The following is an 18,716-nucleotide window of genomic DNA, read 5'->3' as shown; positions in this document are numbered from 1 at the left end:
TATTTATTCTTTGCTATGCAAGTCTTGAAATTCGGCGGTTCGTCCGTAGCCACTGCCGAAAACATGGAAAAGGTCATCGACATCCTGCTCAGCGCGTCGGCCACCGGACCTACGTCGGTTGTATTGAGCGCGATGGGAGGAGTGACCGACGCCCTGATCTCGTCGGGTAAGCTGGCCGCGTCGGGCAGCGAACAGTATAAACAGTTGCTACAGACGATCGAAACGCGTCACCTCGACGCGGTCCGCGCCCTGATCCCGGTAGCCCGCCAAAGCTCGCTCCTTAGCTGGGTTAAGCAACGCTGTAACGAAATGGAAAGCCTCTGCGAAGGCATCTTCCTGCTGGGCGAACTGTCGCCCCGGACCCTCGACCGGCTGGTCAGCTACGGGGAGTGGCTGAGCAGCTATATCGTCTCCGGCGCTCTCCAGTCCAGGGAGGTACCCCACCTATGGGCCGACAGCCGCCAGTTGATCCGTACGGACTCCTCCTTTGGGAACGCCAAGGTGGATATGGCGCAGACGCGCCTGCTGATGGAGGCCTATGTCTACGAGTTCCCTTCCCCCCTGTACATATTGCCGGGCTTTATTGCCAGCAACGCCAAGGGCGTGACGACCACGCTGGGACGCGGGGGCTCCGACTATACCGCGGCCCTGGTCGCCGCCAGCCTGCACGCCGACGTCCTGGAAATATGGACGGACGTGAGCGGGATGATGACCGCCGACCCGCGCTGGGTATCCCATGCCCGGGTCATCGATCGGATATCTTACCAGGAAGCCATGGAGTTGTCGCACTTCGGCGCCAAGGTGGTTTACCCGCCCACGATCCAGCCGGTGATGGACGCGGGCATTCCGGTCTGGATCAAGAACACGTTTGCGCCCAGGGACCCGGGTACGCTGATCGAGCACGAGGTGCGCGAGAAGCAAAAGGGCCCCGTCCGCGGTATCAGCAGTATCAACGACATGGCGTTGCTCAGCCTGGAGGGTAGCGGGATGGTGGGCGTACCCGGGGTGGCCGGCCGGTTGTTCCAGGCACTGGCCTCCCAATCGATCAACGTCATCCTGATCACCCAGGGGTCTTCCGAGTTCTCGATCTGCGTGGGGGTGGCGGGCAATGACTCCGAAGCCGCCCAGCTGGCGGTCAATACCGCCTTTGGCTATGAAATCGGCCTGGGCTCCATTCAACCGGTGCGGGTGGAAAACCACCTGGCCGTCGTGGCCCTGGTAGGCGACAATATGAAAAGCCATCCGGGGATCAGCGGACGGATGTTCGGGGCATTGGGGCGCAACGGCGTAAACGTCCGCGCGATCGCCCAGGGCGCCTCGGAGAAAAACATCTCCGCGGTCGTGGCGGCCGAAGACGTCAAGAAGGCCGTCAACGTCCTCCACGAAGCCTTCTTCGAGACCGCCTACAAACAGCTCAACCTGTATATCGTGGGTTTGGGCAATGTGGGCGCCAAGCTGATGGACCAGCTCAAGCAGCAACAGTATTATCTCCTCAAGCATACCCGGCTACAGCTCCGGGTCATGGGCATCGCCAACAGCCGGAAGATGGTGCTCAGCGACCAGGGCATCGACCTGGCGACCTGGCAGCAGGCGCTCCAGGACGGCCAGCCGATGGACCTCGACGCTTTTGTCGAGGAAGCGCGCCGGCAGAACCTGCGGAACTCGGTTTTTGTCGACAATACGGCCAGCGCGCTGGTGGCTTCGGTCTACGACCGGTTGCTGACGCGGAGCATTGCCGTGGTCGCGTGTAACAAGATCGCCTGCTCCTCCCGTTTCGCGGATTACCAGCGCCTCAAGTTCCTCTCCCGCGACTACAACGCCAATTTCTGTTTCGAAACCAACGTCGGCGCCGGGTTGCCGGTCATCGGACCGCTCAGCGACATGGTACGGAGCGGCGACCGGGTCGACCGGATCGACGCCGTGTTGAGCGGGACCCTCAACTTCGTTTTCAACAACTATGACGGCACCCGGCCCTTTGCGGAGGTCGTGCGCCAGGCGCAGGAGGAAGGCTATACTGAGCCGGACCCCCGTCTGGACCTGGGCGGTACCGACGTGATGCGCAAGATCCTCATCCTCGCCCGCGAATGCGGGGCGGAGATGGAGATGGATGACATCACCAACAATACCTTTATGCCGACCTCGTGTATGGAGGGCAGCGTGGATGACTTCTACCGGGAGCTGGGCGTCCAGGAGGCGCACTTTGCGAGCCTCTACCAAAAGGCCAGGGCGAACGGCCGCATCCTGAAGTTCGTCGCCTCCTTCGCGGGCGGCAAAGCCCAGGTCGGTCTCCAGGAAGTGTCGCCGGAGCACGGGTTTTATCATCTTTACGGCAAGGACAACGTCGTCCAGTTCTACACCCGCCGCTATCCCCAGCAGCCCCTGATGGTCAAGGGCGCGGGCGCCGGCGCGGACGTAACGGCCTCGGGCGTATTTGCGGACATCATAAGAGCGGCGCGTATATGAAAGACGACTGTAAAACGGTCCGGGTACAAGCCCCCGCGACCGTTGCCAACATGGTTTGCGGATTCGACGTATTGGGCTTTTGCCTGGACCAACCCTACGACATCATGACGCTCACGCTCCTGGACGGGACTTCTGACATCCTGATTCAGCACCTCGGGGCCTATGATCTTCCCACCGATCCGGCGTTGAATGTAGCGGGTGCCGCACTGATCGCCCTCCAGGAAGAGCTGGACGGGGCCATGGGTTTTGAGGTAGTCATCGACAAGCGCATAAAACCCGGTAGCGGCGTGGGTTCCAGCGCCGCCAGCGCCGCGGGCGCCGTGGTGGCGGCCAACCACTTGCTGGGCGGACGCTTTAGCCGGGAGGACCTGGTGCGTTTTGCCATGTGCGGAGAAAAGGTAGCCTCCGGCGTCAAGCACGCCGACAACATCGCCCCGTGTATCTATGGGGGCGTGACCCTGATCCGGTCCATCCATCCGCTGGACGTGGTGGCGCTGCCCGCGCCCGCGCTTTATGCGACGGTAGTACACCCCCAGATCGAGGTGCGCACCTCGGACGCGCGACAGATACTCACCCAAAAGGTCCTGCTCCGGGACGCCATCCGCCAGTGGGGGAACATCGCCGGTCTTGTGGCGGGTATCCTCAAGGGCGACAACGCGCTGATCGGGCGGTCGATGGAGGACGTGCTGATCGAGCCCGTCCGGAAGATACTGATCCCGGGTTTCGACCAGGTCAAGACGCGAAGCCTTTCCGCGGGCGCCCTGGGCGGCGGGATATCGGGTTCCGGTCCGTCGATCTTTATGCTGAGCGCTTCTGAGGAAACGGCAACCGCCGTGGCGGAAGAGATGGCGGTGGTATACCGCGGGATCGGGATCGATTTTCACACCTACGTCGGGCCGATCGCGTCGGCCGGGGTAAAAATTGTTTAGGTACATGCAGTATTATAGCTTGACGCACCAGTCCCCGGACGTAGACTTCCGGACCGCGACGGTGCAGGGGCAGGCGCCCGACCGGGGGCTTTATTTTCCCCGGGAGGTTCCTTCCATGGCCCCTGAGTTTATTGATACGCTGCCGGCGTTATCGCTCCCGGCCGTGGCTGAAACGGTGCTGTCGCCATTTACCCAAGGTTCCCTGTCGCCCGAAACGCTGCGCGCCATCGTCACCGACGCGCTCGATTTCGGGATACCGCTGGTGCCGCTGTCGGAAGACCTGCGCGTGCTGGAGCTTTTCCATGGGCCGACCCTGGCATTCAAGGACGTGGGGGCGCGTTTTATGAGCCGCTGTCTCGGCGCGTTCTCGGGAGACCCCGTCACCGTCCTCGTCGCGACTTCCGGCGACACTGGCGGCGCCGTGGCCAGCGGCTTCGACGGGGTGCCGGGGGTGAAGGTGGTGATCCTTTATCCCAAGGGTAAGGTGAGCCCGGTGCAGGAGCTGCAGCTCACGACCTGCGGACCCAATGTCACGGCCCTGGAAGTGGAAGGGACGTTCGACGACTGCCAAAGGATGGTCAAGGAGGCGTTTGCCGACCCCGACCTGAAAGGGCTGACCTCGGCTAACTCGATCAACGTCGCGCGCTGGCTGCCGCAGCAGGTATATTATTGGTGGGCCTACCGCCAATGGGACCGGGCCGAGCCCCCCGTCTGGGTCGTGCCCAGCGGGAACTTCGGCAACATCTGCGCGGGGCTGCTGGCTTATAATATGGGGATGCCCGCGCACCACTTCATCGCCGCCTGTAACGCCAACGACACCGTTCCGCGGTATATGGCGACGGGCTGGATGGAACCGCACCCGGCCGTACCCACCCTTTCCAACGCCATGGACGTAGCCGTTCCCAGCAACTTCGGGCGCATCCTGGAGCTGTTCGGCCGCCGGGAAGGTCACGGAACACAAGGCGACGCCCTCCACAACAGGCTCTCGAGCGTCAGCCTGACGGACGAGGAAACGATCCGGTCGATGCGGGAGCTGTACGAGACCTGTGGATACGTGGCCGACCCCCACACCGCGGTGGGGTACGCCGCCTGGAAGGCCTACCGTCGGGCGAACCCCGGGGCCCCGGGAATACTGCTATCGACGGCCCACCCCGTCAAGTTCGCCCCGACCATCGAACGGGCGCTGGGCATCCGCCTCGAGGCGCCCGAAAGCGTCCGGGCGCTCTACGACCGGCCGGCGCACAAAAGGGCGATGGGCACCGGTTTTGCGGAGCTGAAGGCATTCCTGCAGAGCGCCGGCGGGCATTGAGCAGGGGACGTCGTCGTGCGCCGATTTCGGGGTTTGGCGTGACGGGTAAATTCGTGATATTTGCGGGAAGGACTTGGGCCTATGCACGACATCGAACCATTTTACAACTGGCGCCACCTGTATACCGCGGAGGAAGACGAGCTGTCGCCTTTCTTTGGGAGGGAGTACAGCGAGTTCGAGTTCACACAGACGGTGTACAACTATTTCATCCATCCACAATGGGATGAATTCGGGTCGCGCACGCTCTACATGAAGATCCTCTACGTGGACTACTCCATGGGCTTTGTGATCATAGAGCTGATAGGGGAGTGGAACGACGCCATAGAAAACGACATCATGATGCTCCGGCGGGAGATCACCGACGTGCTGTTCGACTCGGGTATATATAAGTTCATCCTGATCGCGGACAACGTCCTGAATTTCCATTCCAGCGACGATTCCTATTATGAGGAGTGGTACGAGCAGGTGCACGACGAGGGCGGGTGGATCGTTATCCTCAATATGCCCGCGCATACCCAGCAGGACTTCCGCAAGGCGCACCTGACCAATTACGTCGAACTGTTGGACTATCCCAATTGGCGGACCCTGCAGCCGCAACACCTGTACAACGCGGTCGATAATTTTATGCTGCGGAGGATTGCGGACTAACGCGGCGTGATATCGCCGTGCAGCCCTTCAAATGAATAAAATGGTACAGGGTAGATTCCCTAACTTGATATTCATGAAGGCTTGCGAAGATAATTTAGTTCTTACTGGCTATCGCGCCCTCCTGGAGGGAATAGACTCCGCGGTCTACGCGCTGGACCGGGACTTCCGTTATATCCTGTTCAATGAGGCGTACCGGAAGGTCATGCTCCAGACCCGGGGGATCGTGGTCGAAGAGGGCGGAAATATAATGGAATTGATCGCCGCACATCACCCGGAGGATGTCGACCCGCTCCGGGAATTGTACGAACAGGTCCTGGCCGGCGTCACGGTTCAACGCATCCTGGAGCTGGGTCACCCCAAAACCGGTCGATTCCCCGTGGAATTACGTTGCATGCCCCTCCTGGATGGCGCCGGGAATGTCATCGGTCTCGCCGCGGCCACGCGAAACATATCCGAACGGATGCGATTCTTCCGCGAAATGGAGGAAAAAACGCAGTTGCTGAACACCCTCCTGGCCAATCTGCCCGTCGTCGTATACCGGGTGGCAGGGGACGGGATTGTCCGGATGTCGGTGGGCGCGGGGCTTCAGGCGCTGGGATTGAGCGACAACCAGGTCGCCGGCCAAAGCGCCTTCGACATCATGCCCGAGGTCCGGGAGCACTTCCAGCAAGCCCGGGATGGACGGGTCGTACGTTTCATCAATAAGTCCGTCGGTCCGGACGGCCAGGAATTATACTACCAGCAGATATTGTTTTCGGACGAGTCCGCCGACGGCATTGTCGGACTGGCGCTGGACGTCACGCAAAACCAGCTGGCGGAGCAGGAAAACCGGGAGAAGACACGCCTGCTCAATACGCTGCTCGAGAACCTGCCCATTATTGTCTACCGGCTCGACGCGACGGGCATTTGCACCTTATCCGTAGGCGCGGGGCTTAAGGGTTTGGGTTTGAAAGACGGGCAGGTGGTCGGTCAAAACATGTTCGACCTGTACAAGGACAGCGACAATGTGCATCTATTGCGGCTCGCCATGCGGGGCGAGCTGGCCAGGTATGTTGCGACGATGCCATCGGCGGAAGGAGGGACCTTGTATTTGCAGAATACCTTTTTTCCGGACCCGGAAAACCAGGGCGGCGTTATGGGCCTGGCGCTCGACGTAACGGCCGTGGAGGAGGCCGCCAGGGCTAAACAGCAGTTTCTTTCCAACATGAGCCACGAAATCCGGACGCCCCTGAATGCGATTATCGGGATGACCCACCTGCTGCTCCAGGAAGACCATACGTCCGAGCAGTTTGAGAACCTGCGCATCATCAAGTTTTCAGGCGAGAACCTGCTCGCCCTGGTCAACGACATCCTCGACTATTCCAAGATCGTTACCGGAAAGATCACCTTCGAGTCCATTTCCTTCAATCTGAAGGATTTTATCCGGAGTATCCGGGAATCGCATAATTTCAAGGCGTCGGAGCGTGGGATCGTCTTACGTTTCCGGATGGATCCGGATATCCCGTCAATAGTGGTCGGCGACCCGATCCGCCTGGCCCAGATCCTCAATAACCTGATCAGCAATGCGATCAAGTTTACGCTCGAAGGGTCGGTCACGGTCGATCTTTCGCTGGACAAGGTAAAGGAAAATGACCTGGTTATCGGGTTTTCCATACAGGATACGGGCATCGGCATCGCACCGGAACTAAAGGACATGATTTTCGAGAGCTTTACCCAGGCCAGCGCGGATACCACGCGCCGGTTCGGGGGCACCGGGTTGGGGCTGGCGATCACCAAGCGATTGTTACAGATGCAGGATACGGATATACGCCTGGACAGCGAGGTGGGAAAGGGGTCGACCTTTTCATTCCAGTTGAAACTCCAAAAAAGCGCCGACGAGCCACAGCAGGTGATGGGTAGCCTGTCTCCCGGCGGTGTCCGGGACCCGGGCCGGTTGACCGGTTACACGGTGCTGCTCGTGGAGGACAACGAGATGAACCTGGTGCTCGCAACCAAGTTTATGACCGGGTGGGGTCTGGAGGTGAAGTGCGCGACCAACGGGGAGGAGGCGGTGGAGCGAATGCGCGGAGAGCGGCCGGATCTGGTCCTGATGGACCTTCAGATGCCCAGGATAGACGGGTACGAGGCCTCCAGGCGGATACGGTCGATGGACGGCGACTATTACAAACGGCTGCCGATTGTGGCGCTGACGGCCTCGGTCGAGCCGGAGATTGTCGACCGCATACGCCGTGCAGGCATGAACGACTGCATCTCCAAGCCGTTCAACCCGAACGAGCTACATCAAAAGCTGGCGCATTTTCTCGTTACAACGGCCAGGTGAGCGACACTGTAAGGATAAACCTGTTTATATCATATGAAATCCTTCCTCCTGGCCCTGCTGCTCGTGTTTTCCGTGGCGGTGTACGCCACCCCGCTGGACAGCCTCATGCCCGTCCGCGGGTTTTGCATCGCCGCCCCCAGGCCTTCCGGGCTGGATTCCTTCCTCGTCTTTATACGGCAGGAGCTGGCGCCCCGGCACGTCAACACGCTGATCCTGCGGGTGGACTATCACTATACCTTTGAACGGCACCCGGAGCTGATCGACAGTTTTCCGCTGACCCGGGCGGACGCCGGCCGTATCGTCGGCGCCTGCCGCGAACTGGGTATCCGGATCATTCCTCAGATCAATATGTTAGGACACCAGTCGGACCGGAACCATTTGGGCAGGCTGCTCAAGGCCTATCCGCAGTTCGACGAAACGCCCGCCGTCCAGATGCCCGCGGTCTACGCGTGGCCCAACCCCGATAAGCTCTATTGTAAAAGCTACTGCCCCTTGTACCCGGATCTCCACCGGGTCATTTTTGACGTGATCGATGAGATATGCGACGTCTTCGACGCCGACGCCTTTCACGCGGGCATGGACGAGGTCTTCTACCTGGGGGAACCGACCTGTCCGCGCTGCGCGGGCAGGGACAGGGCCGAGCTGTTTGCGGGGGAGGTCAGGGCCTTGCGCGACCACCTGGCGTCGAAGAACCGGTCCCTATGGATATGGGGCGACCGGCTCCTGGATGGAAAAACAACCGGGCTGGGCGAATGGGAAGGCAGCTATAACGATACCTACCGGGCCATCGACCTGATCCCCAAAGACGTGACCATCTGCGACTGGCACTATGACCGGGCGGACTATACGGCACCTTATTTCGCGATGAAGGGTTTTCACGTGGTGACCTGTCCCTGGCGTAAACCCGACCTGGCCGTGCTCCAGGTAAAAGACATGCTCCGTTTCCGGGCGCAGTCCTCGCCTGAGATGGGCGATCGTTTTCTCGGCGTAGCCGAGACGGTATGGTCCCCTGTGTCGCCCTTCCTGGCCGGCTTCTACGGTCTTCCCTTGCCGCCACCGCCGCCGGGTGCGCGGCCCCAGAATCCGGAGGAGACGCCCTGGAAGTGTTTCCGGACGATGTACGATAGCCTGAACGCCTTTACGGCGGGGGCTAGCGTCACGCCGGTTGCCGCCATAGACGCTTCGGCGATCCGTACCATCGACCCGCTCGACACCGATTACGCCGACCTTGCCCCGCTGGCCGCCGCCATCGGTAAGGCCCGTATCGTCCTGCTCGGCGAACAGACCCACGGCGAGGGCTCGACCTTTACCGCGAAGACGCGCCTGGTGCGTTTCCTGCACGAACGGATGGGCTTTGACGTGCTGGCCTTCGAAAGCGGGCTCTACGACTGCGCGCGCATCCAGGAGAACGTAGCGGCGGGGGCGCGGCTCAACAGCGAGGTGCTGGGGAGCTTGTTTTATATGTACGCGACTTCTTTCCAAACTCAGCCGTTGTTCGACTACGTACAGGCGCACATGACGCTGGCAGGTTTTGAAAGCCAGCACACCGGCGAAAAAGCAAAGACGATGCTCTTTGGCGACTTCGGGGATTTCTTGCGCCGGCGGGACCCGGCCCTGCCCGACTCCTCGTTCGGGACATTCCGGCGGCTCAGCCTGGCCACCTTCGCCTCCCGCGACTTCAGGCCCTCCGAAGCCGACAAGGCGGTTTTCCTCTCCGAGATCGATCGTCTGAAACGCGCGTTACCGGCCGGCGGCGTCGTAAAAGGCCCCCTCACCGAAAACCCCGGCTTCTGGCACGAGGTCGTTTGCAGCATCGAGTCCCAGGCCCTCCGCTACTGGGGCCTCACCGGCGACGCCAACCCCGACGGCGTCCGCGACGCGCAGATGGCGCAAAACCTGATCTGGCTGGTGGAACACGCTTATCCCGGCAAAAAGATCATCGTCTGGGCCCACAACGTCCACATCGCGAAGGGGCTCGAAACCTTTGGCCCCACCACCTTCAAGCCCATGGGCGAAACGATCGCCGCCCATTTTGGCGCCCGGGCGTATGCCATCGGATTCACCGGCGCCACCGGCACCTACATGGACTACACCGACAGCCATATACTGATGGTGCCCACCCGCGCCGCCGCCAGCACCGAGAAAGCCCTCTCCGCCTACCGCTATGCGTTCCTCGATTACCGAACGGCGCTTCCAACGCGCCGCGTGGCCGCGCTGGCCGATTATGACGCCATCGACGGGGCCTGGGGCGCGGTTTTCGACGGGATCTTTTTTATCCGCAACGTATATCCGGTGAACCGGTTTCAGTAGCGCCGCGGGAACAGGCTGCCGCGTATATTCACGACGTTGGGCAGCGTGCTTTCGCGCTCCGGCGCATATATAAGGTATCCCCGCGCGCGGCGAACTTTTTTTTGCCCCGTTGCCCATCCGTATGTAGGTTTGTAAAAAATTTGTCAAAATAATCCTCCTGATATGACCTGGAAACAGCTCTTTACCTCTTCGATTGGGAAAAAGTTAGTCATGGCGTTCACCGGTTTGTTCTTGGTCCTGTTCCTGGTCGTCCACGTCACCATCAATTCCATGATCTTCCTCAACGACGGGGGAGAGTCCTTCAACGTCGTGGCCCACTTCATGTCGCACAACATCATCGTGCGCATCCTGGAAGTGGGACTGTTCGCCGGTCTGATCCTGCATATCGTCCAGGCCTGGTTCGTTTCCCAGGAAAACAACTCCCGTCGCGGCGTCGGATACGCGGTATCCGCAGCCAGCACGAACAGCACCTGGTATAGCCGCTCGATGGGCGTCCTCGGATCGCTCGTCCTTATATTCCTCGTCGTCCACCTGGCGAACTTCTGGGGGCCTGCCCGGGTCAACCTCTACTTCGGCGCCGACAACACCGACGCCTTTGCCGACATGAAGGTCGTTTTCAGCCAGTGGTATTTCGTCGTTATTTACCTGCTGGGCGTATTCGCCCTCTTCTGGCACCTTTTCCACGGCTTCCAGAGCGCCTTCCAAACGCTCGGCGTCCGCAGGGGCCGCTACAAATCCATCATCGTCGGTATCGGGATCGGCTACACCTTCATCGTCTGCATCCTGTTCGCCCTCATGCCCATCCTCATGTATACCCAAGTGATCCAATAAAGCACCATTATGTTGAACGCAAAGATTCCTGCCGGTCCCTTAAAAGACAAATGGGAGAACTATAAGAGTACGGTCAAGCTGGTGAACCCGGCCAACAAGCGCCACCTCGACATCATCGTCGTCGGTTCCGGTCTTGCCGGCGCCTCGGCCGCCGCTTCGCTCGGCGAAATGGGCTACAAGGTCAAGTGTTTTTGTTTCCAGGATTCGCCCCGGCGCGCGCACTCCATTGCCGCCCAGGGGGGGATCAACGCCGCCAAGAACTACCAGAACGACGGGGACTCCACCTATCGTTTGTTTTACGATACCATCAAGGGCGGTGACTACCGCTCCCGCGAGGGCAATGTGTACCGCCTGGCGGAAGTCAGCGCGAGCATCATCGACCAGTGCGTGGCCCAAGGGGTACCCTTCGCCCGGGAATACGGCGGTCTGCTGAGCAACCGGTCCTTTGGCGGGGTGCAGGTACAACGCACCTTTTACGCTGCCGGCCAGACCGGTCAGCAGCTCCTCATCGGCGCCTACCAGGCCCTCGAACGCCAGGTAGCCGACGGGAACGTCAAGATGTACAGCCGTCACGAGATGCTGGACATCGTCACGATCGAAGGCAAGGCCAGGGGCATCATCGCCCGCAACCTCATCACCGGGGAGCTGGAACGCTACTTCGGGCACGCGGTCTTGCTGTGTACCGGCGGTTACGGCAACGTCTTCTACCTGTCGACCAACGCGATGGGCTCCAACGTCAGCGCGGCCTGGAAGGCCTGTCGCAAGGGCGCGTATTTTGGCAACCCCTGTTTTACCCAGATACATCCCACCTGCATACCGGTAACGGGCGACCACCAGAGTAAGCTGACGCTGATGTCCGAGTCTCTCCGGAACGACGGCCGCATCTGGGTGCCCAAACAAAAGAACGACACCCGGCCCGCCGCGCAGATCCCCGAAGACGAGCGCGACTACTACCTGGAACGCCGGTATCCGGCGTTCGGGAACCTGGTTCCCCGGGACGTGGCGTCGCGCGCGGCCAAGGAACGTTGCGACGCCGGGTATGGCGTGGGCACGTCGAAGCAGGCCGTTTACCTCGACTATGCATCCGCCATCGACCGCTATGGACGCACCGAAGCCGGGAAACACGGCCTTGAAAACCCGACGCCCGAACAAATACGGGAATTGGGTATGGCCGTGGTCAAGGAAAAGTACGGGAACCTGTTCGACATGTACGAAAAGATCACCGGCGAAAACCCCTACGAGGTCCCGATGCGCATCTACCCCGCCGTCCACTATACGATGGGCGGTCTATGGGTCGACTACGAGCTGATGACCACCGTCACCGGTCTCTACGCCCTGGGCGAGGCCAACTTCTCCGACCACGGCGCCAACCGTCTGGGCGCCTCGGCCCTCATGCAGGGCCTGGCCGACGGTTATTTCGTCATCCCCTATACCATCGGTAACTACCTGGCCGACGAGATCCGCACCAAAGCCATCCCCACCGACCATCCGGCCTTTGTACAGGCCGAAGCGGAAGTGAAGGCCCGGATCGACCGGCTGATGAGCATACAGGGCACGCAAAGCGTCGAGAGCTTCCACAAGCGCCTCGGCAAGATCATGTGGGACAAGTGCGGTATGGCCCGCAACGCCCAGGGCCTCCGCGAAGCGATCGAAGAGATCCGGGCCCTCCGCGCCTCCTTCTGGAAAGACGTCCGCATTCCGGGCGGCGTGAACGAGTTCAACCCCGAGCTCGACAAGGCCGGTCGCGTCGCCGACTTCCTCGAGCTCGGGGAATTGATGTGCCAGGACGCCCTGCAGCGCAACGAAAGCTGCGGCGGCCACTTCCGCGAAGAGTACCAGACCCCGGACGGCGAAGCCCTCCGCGAGGATGGCGAGTTCATGTTTGCCGCCGCCTGGGAATTCAAGGGCGAAGGCCAGTATGAGCTCCACAAGGAGGCCCTCGATTATGAAGTTGTTCACCCGACCCAGCGGAGTTATAAATAAAAAAGCATTATGGAACATTATACGATGAACCTCACGCTCAAAGTGTGGCGCCAAAAGAACGGCAAGGACAAGGGTGGTTTCGAGACCTACCAGGTCCCCGGTATTTCCTCTGAAATGTCCTTCCTGGAAATGTTCGACGTACTCAACGAACGGCTGGTGGCGGAAGGGAAGGAACCGATCGCGTTCGATCACGACTGCCGCGAAGGGATCTGCGGGATGTGCTCGATGCACATTAACGGTAAACCCCACGGCCCCTGGCACGGGACTACCACCTGCCAGCTCCATATGCGGGCCTTCAAGGACGGGGACACCATCGTGGTGGAGCCCTGGAGGGCCAAGGCCTTCCCCGTGGTCAAGGACCTCGTGGTGGACCGCAGCTCCTTCGACCGGATCATCCAGGCCGGGGGGTATATCTCCGTCAACACCGGGAACGCCGTCGACGCCAACGCCATTCCCATCGACAAACAGAACGCCGACGACGCCTTTGCCGCCGCCGCCTGTATCGGTTGCGGAGCCTGCGTAGCCGCCTGTAAGAACGCTTCCGCGATGCTCTTCGTCTCCGCCAAGGTTTCCCACCTGGCGCTCCTGCCCCAGGGCCATCCCGAGCGCAAGACGCGGGTGGCGGCGATGGTGGCGCAGATGGACAAGGAAGGGTTTGGCGGGTGTACGAATACCGGGGCCTGCGAGGCGGAGTGTCCGAAGGAGATTTCGCTGGTCAATATCGCGCGGCTCAACCAGGAATATATGCGCGCGGGGTTTGCTTCTGAGTAGGCGCCCCGCCCCCGCGGGCTTCACAAGTCAATAACTATGCGCTTTCCCGGGAATTGCCTAACTTAGTGGGACCCAAAGCGTCACCGTTGCGAAGATTACTCTGCCTCTGGCTACTGATCTTGGCCGGTATCGGCGTCTCGAGGGCCCAGGTTATAAAATCCATATCCTCCAACTGGCGTACCAAGATGATTCCTGTTCGCCCGGATACGGTGAGCTTGGACTCTATGAGCGTCGTACCGGGTACGCTCGTATTGGAGGGCGTGGATACGGGGGCGTATGGCTTCAACGCCGCGCAAAGCCGGCTTTGGTGGAAGCGGCGGCCGACGACAGACAGCGTTAAGGTATCCTACCGCGTTTTCCCCTTCGCTTTTCAGCAACCCCTCTACAAGTACCGATACGACAGCGTTTCCCGCTTCATGGTGGTCTCGCCTTATTTCCGCCGGCGGCCGGACGACGACATGACCAATTTCAATTTCGGGAACATCACCTATAACGGCAGCTTTGGACGGTCGCTGTCCTTCGGCAACAACCAGGACGCCGTCGTCAATTCGTCCCTCAACCTCCAGATCAACGGCATCCTGGGCGACTCGATCGAATTGTCCGCCGCCATCACCGATAACAACCTCCCCATCCAGCCCGACGGAACCACCGCCCAGCTTAACGAATTCGACAAGGTCTATATCCAGTTCCGCAAGCACGGCTGGCAGGTCGCCCTCGGTGACATCGACATCCGGCGCAGCGAAGGGGACTATTTCACCTTTTTCAAACGCCTCGAGGGCGTCTCCGTGGAAGACAAGTCCCGCACCAACCACTTCATCGCCAGCGGCGCCATTTCCAAGGGCATCTTCGCCCGCAACGTGTTCGAAGGAGAGGAGGGCAACCAGGGCCCCTACCGGCTCCAGGGTAACAACAACGAAGCCTACTTCGTCGTCCTGGCGGGGACCGAAAAGGTTTTTATCGACGGCGTCCAGATGCAGCGGGGCGAGGACCAGGACTATGTCATCAACTACAACACCGCGGAGATCACTTTTACCGCCAAACGGATGATCTCCAAGGACCAGCGTATCCAGGTGGAGTTCGAGTACGCCAACCAGAACTACCTCAACACGCAGCTGCTGTTGGGGGACGACATGGATTTCGGGTCGCGGCTACACGTCCGCGCCAACTACTATTCGAGCACCGACGCCAAAAACAGCCCGCTCAACCAGGTGCTTACCGCGGGGCAGAAACAGTTCCTGTCGCAACTGGGTGACAGCGTACAGAACGCGTACTATCCGAGCGCCACGCTCGACACCTTTAGCGCATCGGCCGTGATGTACGCGCTACGGGACAGCGTGGTAGGCGGGGTGCGCTACGACTCCGTTTTTGTGTACTCCACCAACCCCGACTCCGCCGTATACAACGTCGGCTTTACTGATATGGGTCTGGGGAATGCCGACTATGTCCTCGTCGGTCAATCCGCCAACGGCAACGTCTATCAGTGGAGCCCGCCCCTAAACGGCGTGCACACAGGCGAATATGCGCCGGTGGTGCTGCTGATCGCGCCAAAAAAACAACAGGTCATCAGCGCCGGCGCCACCTATAAGCTCGACCGGCATACGACGCTCAACGGCGACTGGGCGCTCAGCGACTACAACCCCAATACCTTCTCCCATAAACGGGCGGATGAGATCGGCATGGCCGGGAAGGTCGGCCTCGTCCGCGAGCAGGCCCTCAACCCGAACCTGAACGTCGCGACCAACGTGTCCATGGAATGGGTCAACCAGAACTTCACCCCCATCGAGCGTCTCCGCAGCCCCGAATTCTACCGCGACTGGGGGCTGCCGCTGGTGGTTACCCCGGCCTCCGAGCGGCTGGGCATGGCGGGGATCGGGTTCACCGGTAAAACGACGTCGATCAGGTACGACGTCCGCTATTTCACCCGGTCGACCGGTTATTCCGGCGAGCAAAACGTCCTTACGCAGACGTTTAAGCAAAACGGCTGGAGCTGGAACGCCCAGCTCAGCCTCACCACCTTTGACAGCACCTTCAACCGGGGCATGTACTGGCGGCCAACCCTGGAGCTGAGCAAGGTCCTCGAGGATATGGGCAAGGTCACCGTCGGCGGCAAATACAGCCTCGAAAAAGACGCCATCCTCAACCGCGCCGCCGATTCGCTCGACGGCACCAGCTATGGCTTCGACACCTGGCAGGTCTACCTCCGTTCCCCCGAGGGCAAAAAGCGCTGGGGCCTCAGCTACACCGACCGCAGCGACCGCGCCCCCGAAGGCCGCGACCTCGTCACTACCGACCAAAGCCACACCATCAACGGCTATTGGGAATGGACGGCGAACCTCCACCAGCAGGTCAAGCTCAACGCCACCTACCGTGAGCTGGACGTCAACCAAACGAAGGTCAGCACCCTGCTCCCCGAACACACCATCCTCGGTCGCGCGGAGTACCTGACCAACGTTTTCAAGGGCGCCCTCACCGGTAACGTACTCTACGAGCTCGGCGCCGGCCAGGAGCAGCAACGCGAATACACCTATGTCCAGGTCCCCGCCGGCCAGGGCCAGTACACCTGGATCGACTACAACAAGGACGGCATCGCCCAGGTCAACGAATTCGTGATCGCCCAGTTCCAGGACCAGGCGGACTATATAAAGGTTTACCAACCCACCGGCAACTATGTAAAAGCGGATTATACGACGCTGCACTACAGCCTCGTGCTGAATCCTTCCGTTGCCTGGCGCGGTTTAAAGACGCAGTCTTTATTGCAAAAATTCCTCGGGCGCTTCATGCTCCAATCCAGCATGCAGGTCAACAAAAAGGTCATCTCTTCCGATGCCGTGGCCTTCAATCCCTTCTCGGGCAATCCCGCGGATACGTCCTTATTGAGCCTGGCCGAGGTTTTCAGCAACGGTATATTCTTTAACAAGCTCAGCCCCGTTTGGGGTCTCGACCTTACGCACATCGTCAATTCAAATAAGGCCTACCTCACCTACGGCGCGCAAAGCCAGCGTTTGCGCGACCTCGGATTGAAGCTGCGCTGGAACTTCTCCCGCGTGTACTCTTTGAACATCACGAACAAGCTCGACGTCAACAGCATGCTCACCCCGGCGTTCGCCAACCAGAACTATCTGATCAATTCCTTCCAGACCGAACCTCAGGTGGCGTACACAAAGGGGACCCGCTATCGCCTCGCCTTCGGGTGCCGCTACCTGACGCAGGCCAACGCGTCGGAATACGGCGGCGAGCACTCCACCTCCAAGGCGCTCACCTTCGACGGGAAGTACAACGTAGTCACCAATACCTCGATCACCTCCCACTTCGAAATGAACGGCATCACCTTCACCGGCGCCGACCAGACCACTACCACCGCTTATACGATGCTTCAGGGGTTGACTACCGGGACGAACTATGTCTGGTCGATCGACCTGACCAAGCGGGTGCTCGGTAACATCGAGGTCACTGTCTCCTACGACGGGCGCAAGCCCGGCGAGGGGAAGACCATCAATACCGGAAGGGCGTCCGTGAGGGCGATATTTTAAGGGCTCTGGAAAATGTCTATCTTTAATTTATTCTACGTTAAAAATAAATTTGCACATGGCCAAATCACCGGGTACATCGACTGCAAAATCGGTGCAACTTGAAATAACAAATTTCAAATCCTTGAAGCATATAAATATTGATACGTCAAGGGTGAATGTATTTATTGGTAAACCCAATAGTGGCAAGTCTAATTTACTTGAGGCAATGACGCTTTTTAATTTTATTCGGAAAGGCGACCAGGCTATCCCTTCTCCTATAAGATATACGGCTTTAAATCAATTGTTTTATGATACTGATACATCCAAGGAAATTGTTGTAAAATACGATGAAAACATAGCGACCTTTTGGTACCAAAAAAATGCAAATGTTTTTGTCCAGGCTGTAAATCTTGATAACTCAGCTTCAGATATACAAAATTGGAGGGCTTCTGCGACATTGCCGATTGGCGAATTCGAAGAGATTGTTAATCGATCCAGCCGGTCAATCAAAACTGGTCAATTTGCTGTAAAAATGGGAATATTTTCAGTTGATGGTTCTCAAGCCGCCTCCTCATTGGGTGCCACTATATCTGAAAACCCGGTTCGGAAGTATGATTTTATCGAAGGCCGCAACTATGGAGATTCCTTCGCAGGGTATTTAAAAGAGCATGGAGAAAACTTATATTCAATCGTTAGAGAGAGCCCGGAAATCCGAGAATGGATTAGACCATTTTTTGATGAATATGGGCTTGAGTTTTTAATAGACTTCAATACCAGAACATTTGAAATCCAAAGGAGAGAGAAGGGTATTTCTTATAAAATACCGTTTGAGCTGACTCCAGATACACTAAGAAGGATGCTAATCAATGTAGCAGCAATTTATTCTAATACTAAGAGCGTTATTCTCTTCGAGGAACCAGAAGCTCATTCATTTCCCCCCTATATTAAGGAGCTTTCGGAGTTGATTAAAGCGGATAAACAGAACACATATTTCATAACGACACATAGTCCTTACTTTTTGGACAGTATGGTGGAAGACTCTCTCGGCATAAAAGATATTTCTTTCTTTCAGGTCTATTTTGAAGATTACCAGACCAAAATAAAAAAACTATCTCAAGGCGATCTTGACAATATTTGGGGCAATGGTGCGGATGTATTTTTCAACATAGATTCTTTAGACAGATGATCCGTTACCCGAATTTGGTTCCGGAATGTAACGTAGATACAGTGTTTGTCGAGGCTATCGGTTATAAGGGGCCGAGTCATGCTTCGAGCATAACTGGAGTGTGCTCTGTTTTGGAAAAATGGAGAGGTCCCGGGAAAGTCATAGGGTTTATTGATAATGACAAAAAGAAGCCCCAATACTTCTATAAGTTTGAGAAAATTCAGGAGTTCAATCGGGTATCTATTTATAAGCACTTTAAAAAAGAGCAGTATTTGGTGGTGGTTGATCCGGCCATGGATAAATTTATCTATGATTTAGGTAAGGGTCTAGGCCTTCGGTTTTCTGAGACGTATCGTTTGCCCCATGAATTTTCACCCTTTTTAGCATTGACAAAGAAGAATGCGATTTTAAAAAACAGAGATTTCCGGAATCTATTGAATACAATTATTCAGAAGAATCCAGCGGAGATTCAGTTTAT

General features: G+C 58.4%; 12 protein-coding genes. All 12 read left to right on the top strand.

The features are described from left to right. The first annotated feature begins 15 nt into the window (after positions 1-15). The gene (gene thrA / locus VL547_RS05800) at positions 16-2,463 is read left to right on the top strand and encodes a bifunctional aspartate kinase/homoserine dehydrogenase I (RefSeq protein ID WP_325576181.1); all 2,448 of its coding nucleotides are present in this window, start codon (positions 16-18) and stop codon (positions 2,461-2,463) included. Continuing rightward, positions 2,460-3,392: a homoserine kinase gene (locus tag VL547_RS05795; RefSeq protein ID WP_325576179.1), complete on the top strand. Its 933-nt coding sequence runs from the start codon at positions 2,460-2,462 to the stop codon at positions 3,390-3,392. The genes thrA and VL547_RS05795 overlap by 4 nt, the downstream gene beginning before the upstream one ends. Positions 3,393-3,396: 4 nt before the next feature. Then, entirely contained in the window at positions 3,397-4,701 is a 1,305-nt protein-coding gene (thrC, locus tag VL547_RS05790; RefSeq protein ID WP_325576177.1) for a threonine synthase, read from the top strand. Between the two features lie 60 nt (positions 4,702-4,761). Beyond that, positions 4,762-5,349 (top strand): hypothetical protein, encoded by a 588-nt coding sequence (locus tag VL547_RS05785; protein WP_325576175.1) that lies wholly within the window; start codon positions 4,762-4,764, stop codon positions 5,347-5,349. A 73-nt stretch (positions 5,350-5,422) separates the two neighbouring features. Continuing rightward, positions 5,423-7,669, top strand: a complete 2,247-nt coding sequence (locus tag VL547_RS05780) for a response regulator (RefSeq protein ID WP_325576173.1) — start codon at positions 5,423-5,425, stop codon at positions 7,667-7,669. A gap of 33 nt (positions 7,670-7,702) precedes the next feature. Beyond that, a complete protein-coding gene (locus VL547_RS05775; protein WP_325576171.1) occupies positions 7,703-9,979 on the top strand; it encodes an erythromycin esterase family protein in 2,277 nt (758 codons plus the stop codon). A 162-nt stretch (positions 9,980-10,141) separates the two neighbouring features. Continuing rightward, positions 10,142-10,810 carry a succinate dehydrogenase cytochrome b subunit gene (locus VL547_RS05770; protein ID WP_325576169.1) on the top strand — a complete coding sequence of 223 codons (669 nt, stop codon included), beginning with the start codon at positions 10,142-10,144 and terminating at the stop codon, positions 10,808-10,810. Positions 10,811-10,819: 9 nt separating this feature from the next. Beyond that, positions 10,820-12,793 carry a fumarate reductase/succinate dehydrogenase flavoprotein subunit gene (locus tag VL547_RS05765; protein ID WP_325576167.1) on the top strand — a complete coding sequence of 658 codons (1,974 nt, stop codon included), beginning with the start codon at positions 10,820-10,822 and terminating at the stop codon, positions 12,791-12,793. A gap of 9 nt (positions 12,794-12,802) precedes the next feature. Next, the gene (locus VL547_RS05760; RefSeq protein WP_325576165.1) at positions 12,803-13,564 is read left to right on the top strand and encodes a succinate dehydrogenase/fumarate reductase iron-sulfur subunit; all 762 of its coding nucleotides are present in this window, start codon (positions 12,803-12,805) and stop codon (positions 13,562-13,564) included. Between the two features lie 224 nt (positions 13,565-13,788). Beyond that, positions 13,789-17,094: a hypothetical protein gene (locus VL547_RS05755; protein ID WP_325576163.1), complete on the top strand. Its 3,306-nt coding sequence runs from the start codon at positions 13,789-13,791 to the stop codon at positions 17,092-17,094. 55 nt (positions 17,095-17,149) lie between these two features. Then, on the top strand, positions 17,150-18,259 hold the full coding sequence (locus VL547_RS05750) for an AAA family ATPase (RefSeq protein WP_325576161.1): 1,110 nt from the start codon (positions 17,150-17,152) through the stop codon (positions 18,257-18,259). Beyond that, positions 18,256-18,716, top strand: a 461-nt coding sequence (locus VL547_RS05745) for a hypothetical protein (RefSeq protein ID WP_325576159.1), incomplete at its 3' end; no start/stop codon positions are given. The genes VL547_RS05750 and VL547_RS05745, both read left to right, overlap by 4 nt.

Source organism: Dinghuibacter sp. (assembly GCF_035492835.1).
Classification (GTDB): domain Bacteria; phylum Bacteroidota; class Bacteroidia; order Chitinophagales; family Chitinophagaceae; genus Dinghuibacter.
Note: the sequence above shows the minus strand (reverse complement) of the source record. Positions and strands in the feature narration are given on the sequence as shown.

Coding starts and splice junctions, on each gene's coding strand:
- thrA (WP_325576181.1), top strand. CDS start 16: ATGCAAGTCTTGAAATTCGGCGGTTCGTCCGTAGCCACTGCCGAAAAC.
- VL547_RS05795 (WP_325576179.1), top strand. CDS start 2,460: ATGAAAGACGACTGTAAAACGGTCCGGGTACAAGCCCCCGCGACCGTT.
- thrC (WP_325576177.1), top strand. CDS start 3,397: ATGCAGTATTATAGCTTGACGCACCAGTCCCCGGACGTAGACTTCCGG.
- VL547_RS05780 (WP_325576173.1), top strand. CDS start 5,423: ATGAAGGCTTGCGAAGATAATTTAGTTCTTACTGGCTATCGCGCCCTC.
- VL547_RS05775 (WP_325576171.1), top strand. CDS start 7,703: ATGAAATCCTTCCTCCTGGCCCTGCTGCTCGTGTTTTCCGTGGCGGTG.
- VL547_RS05770 (WP_325576169.1), top strand. CDS start 10,142: ATGACCTGGAAACAGCTCTTTACCTCTTCGATTGGGAAAAAGTTAGTC.
- VL547_RS05765 (WP_325576167.1), top strand. CDS start 10,820: ATGTTGAACGCAAAGATTCCTGCCGGTCCCTTAAAAGACAAATGGGAG.
- VL547_RS05760 (WP_325576165.1), top strand. CDS start 12,803: ATGGAACATTATACGATGAACCTCACGCTCAAAGTGTGGCGCCAAAAG.
- VL547_RS05755 (WP_325576163.1), top strand. CDS start 13,789: ATGAGCGTCGTACCGGGTACGCTCGTATTGGAGGGCGTGGATACGGGG.
- VL547_RS05750 (WP_325576161.1), top strand. CDS start 17,150: ATGGCCAAATCACCGGGTACATCGACTGCAAAATCGGTGCAACTTGAA.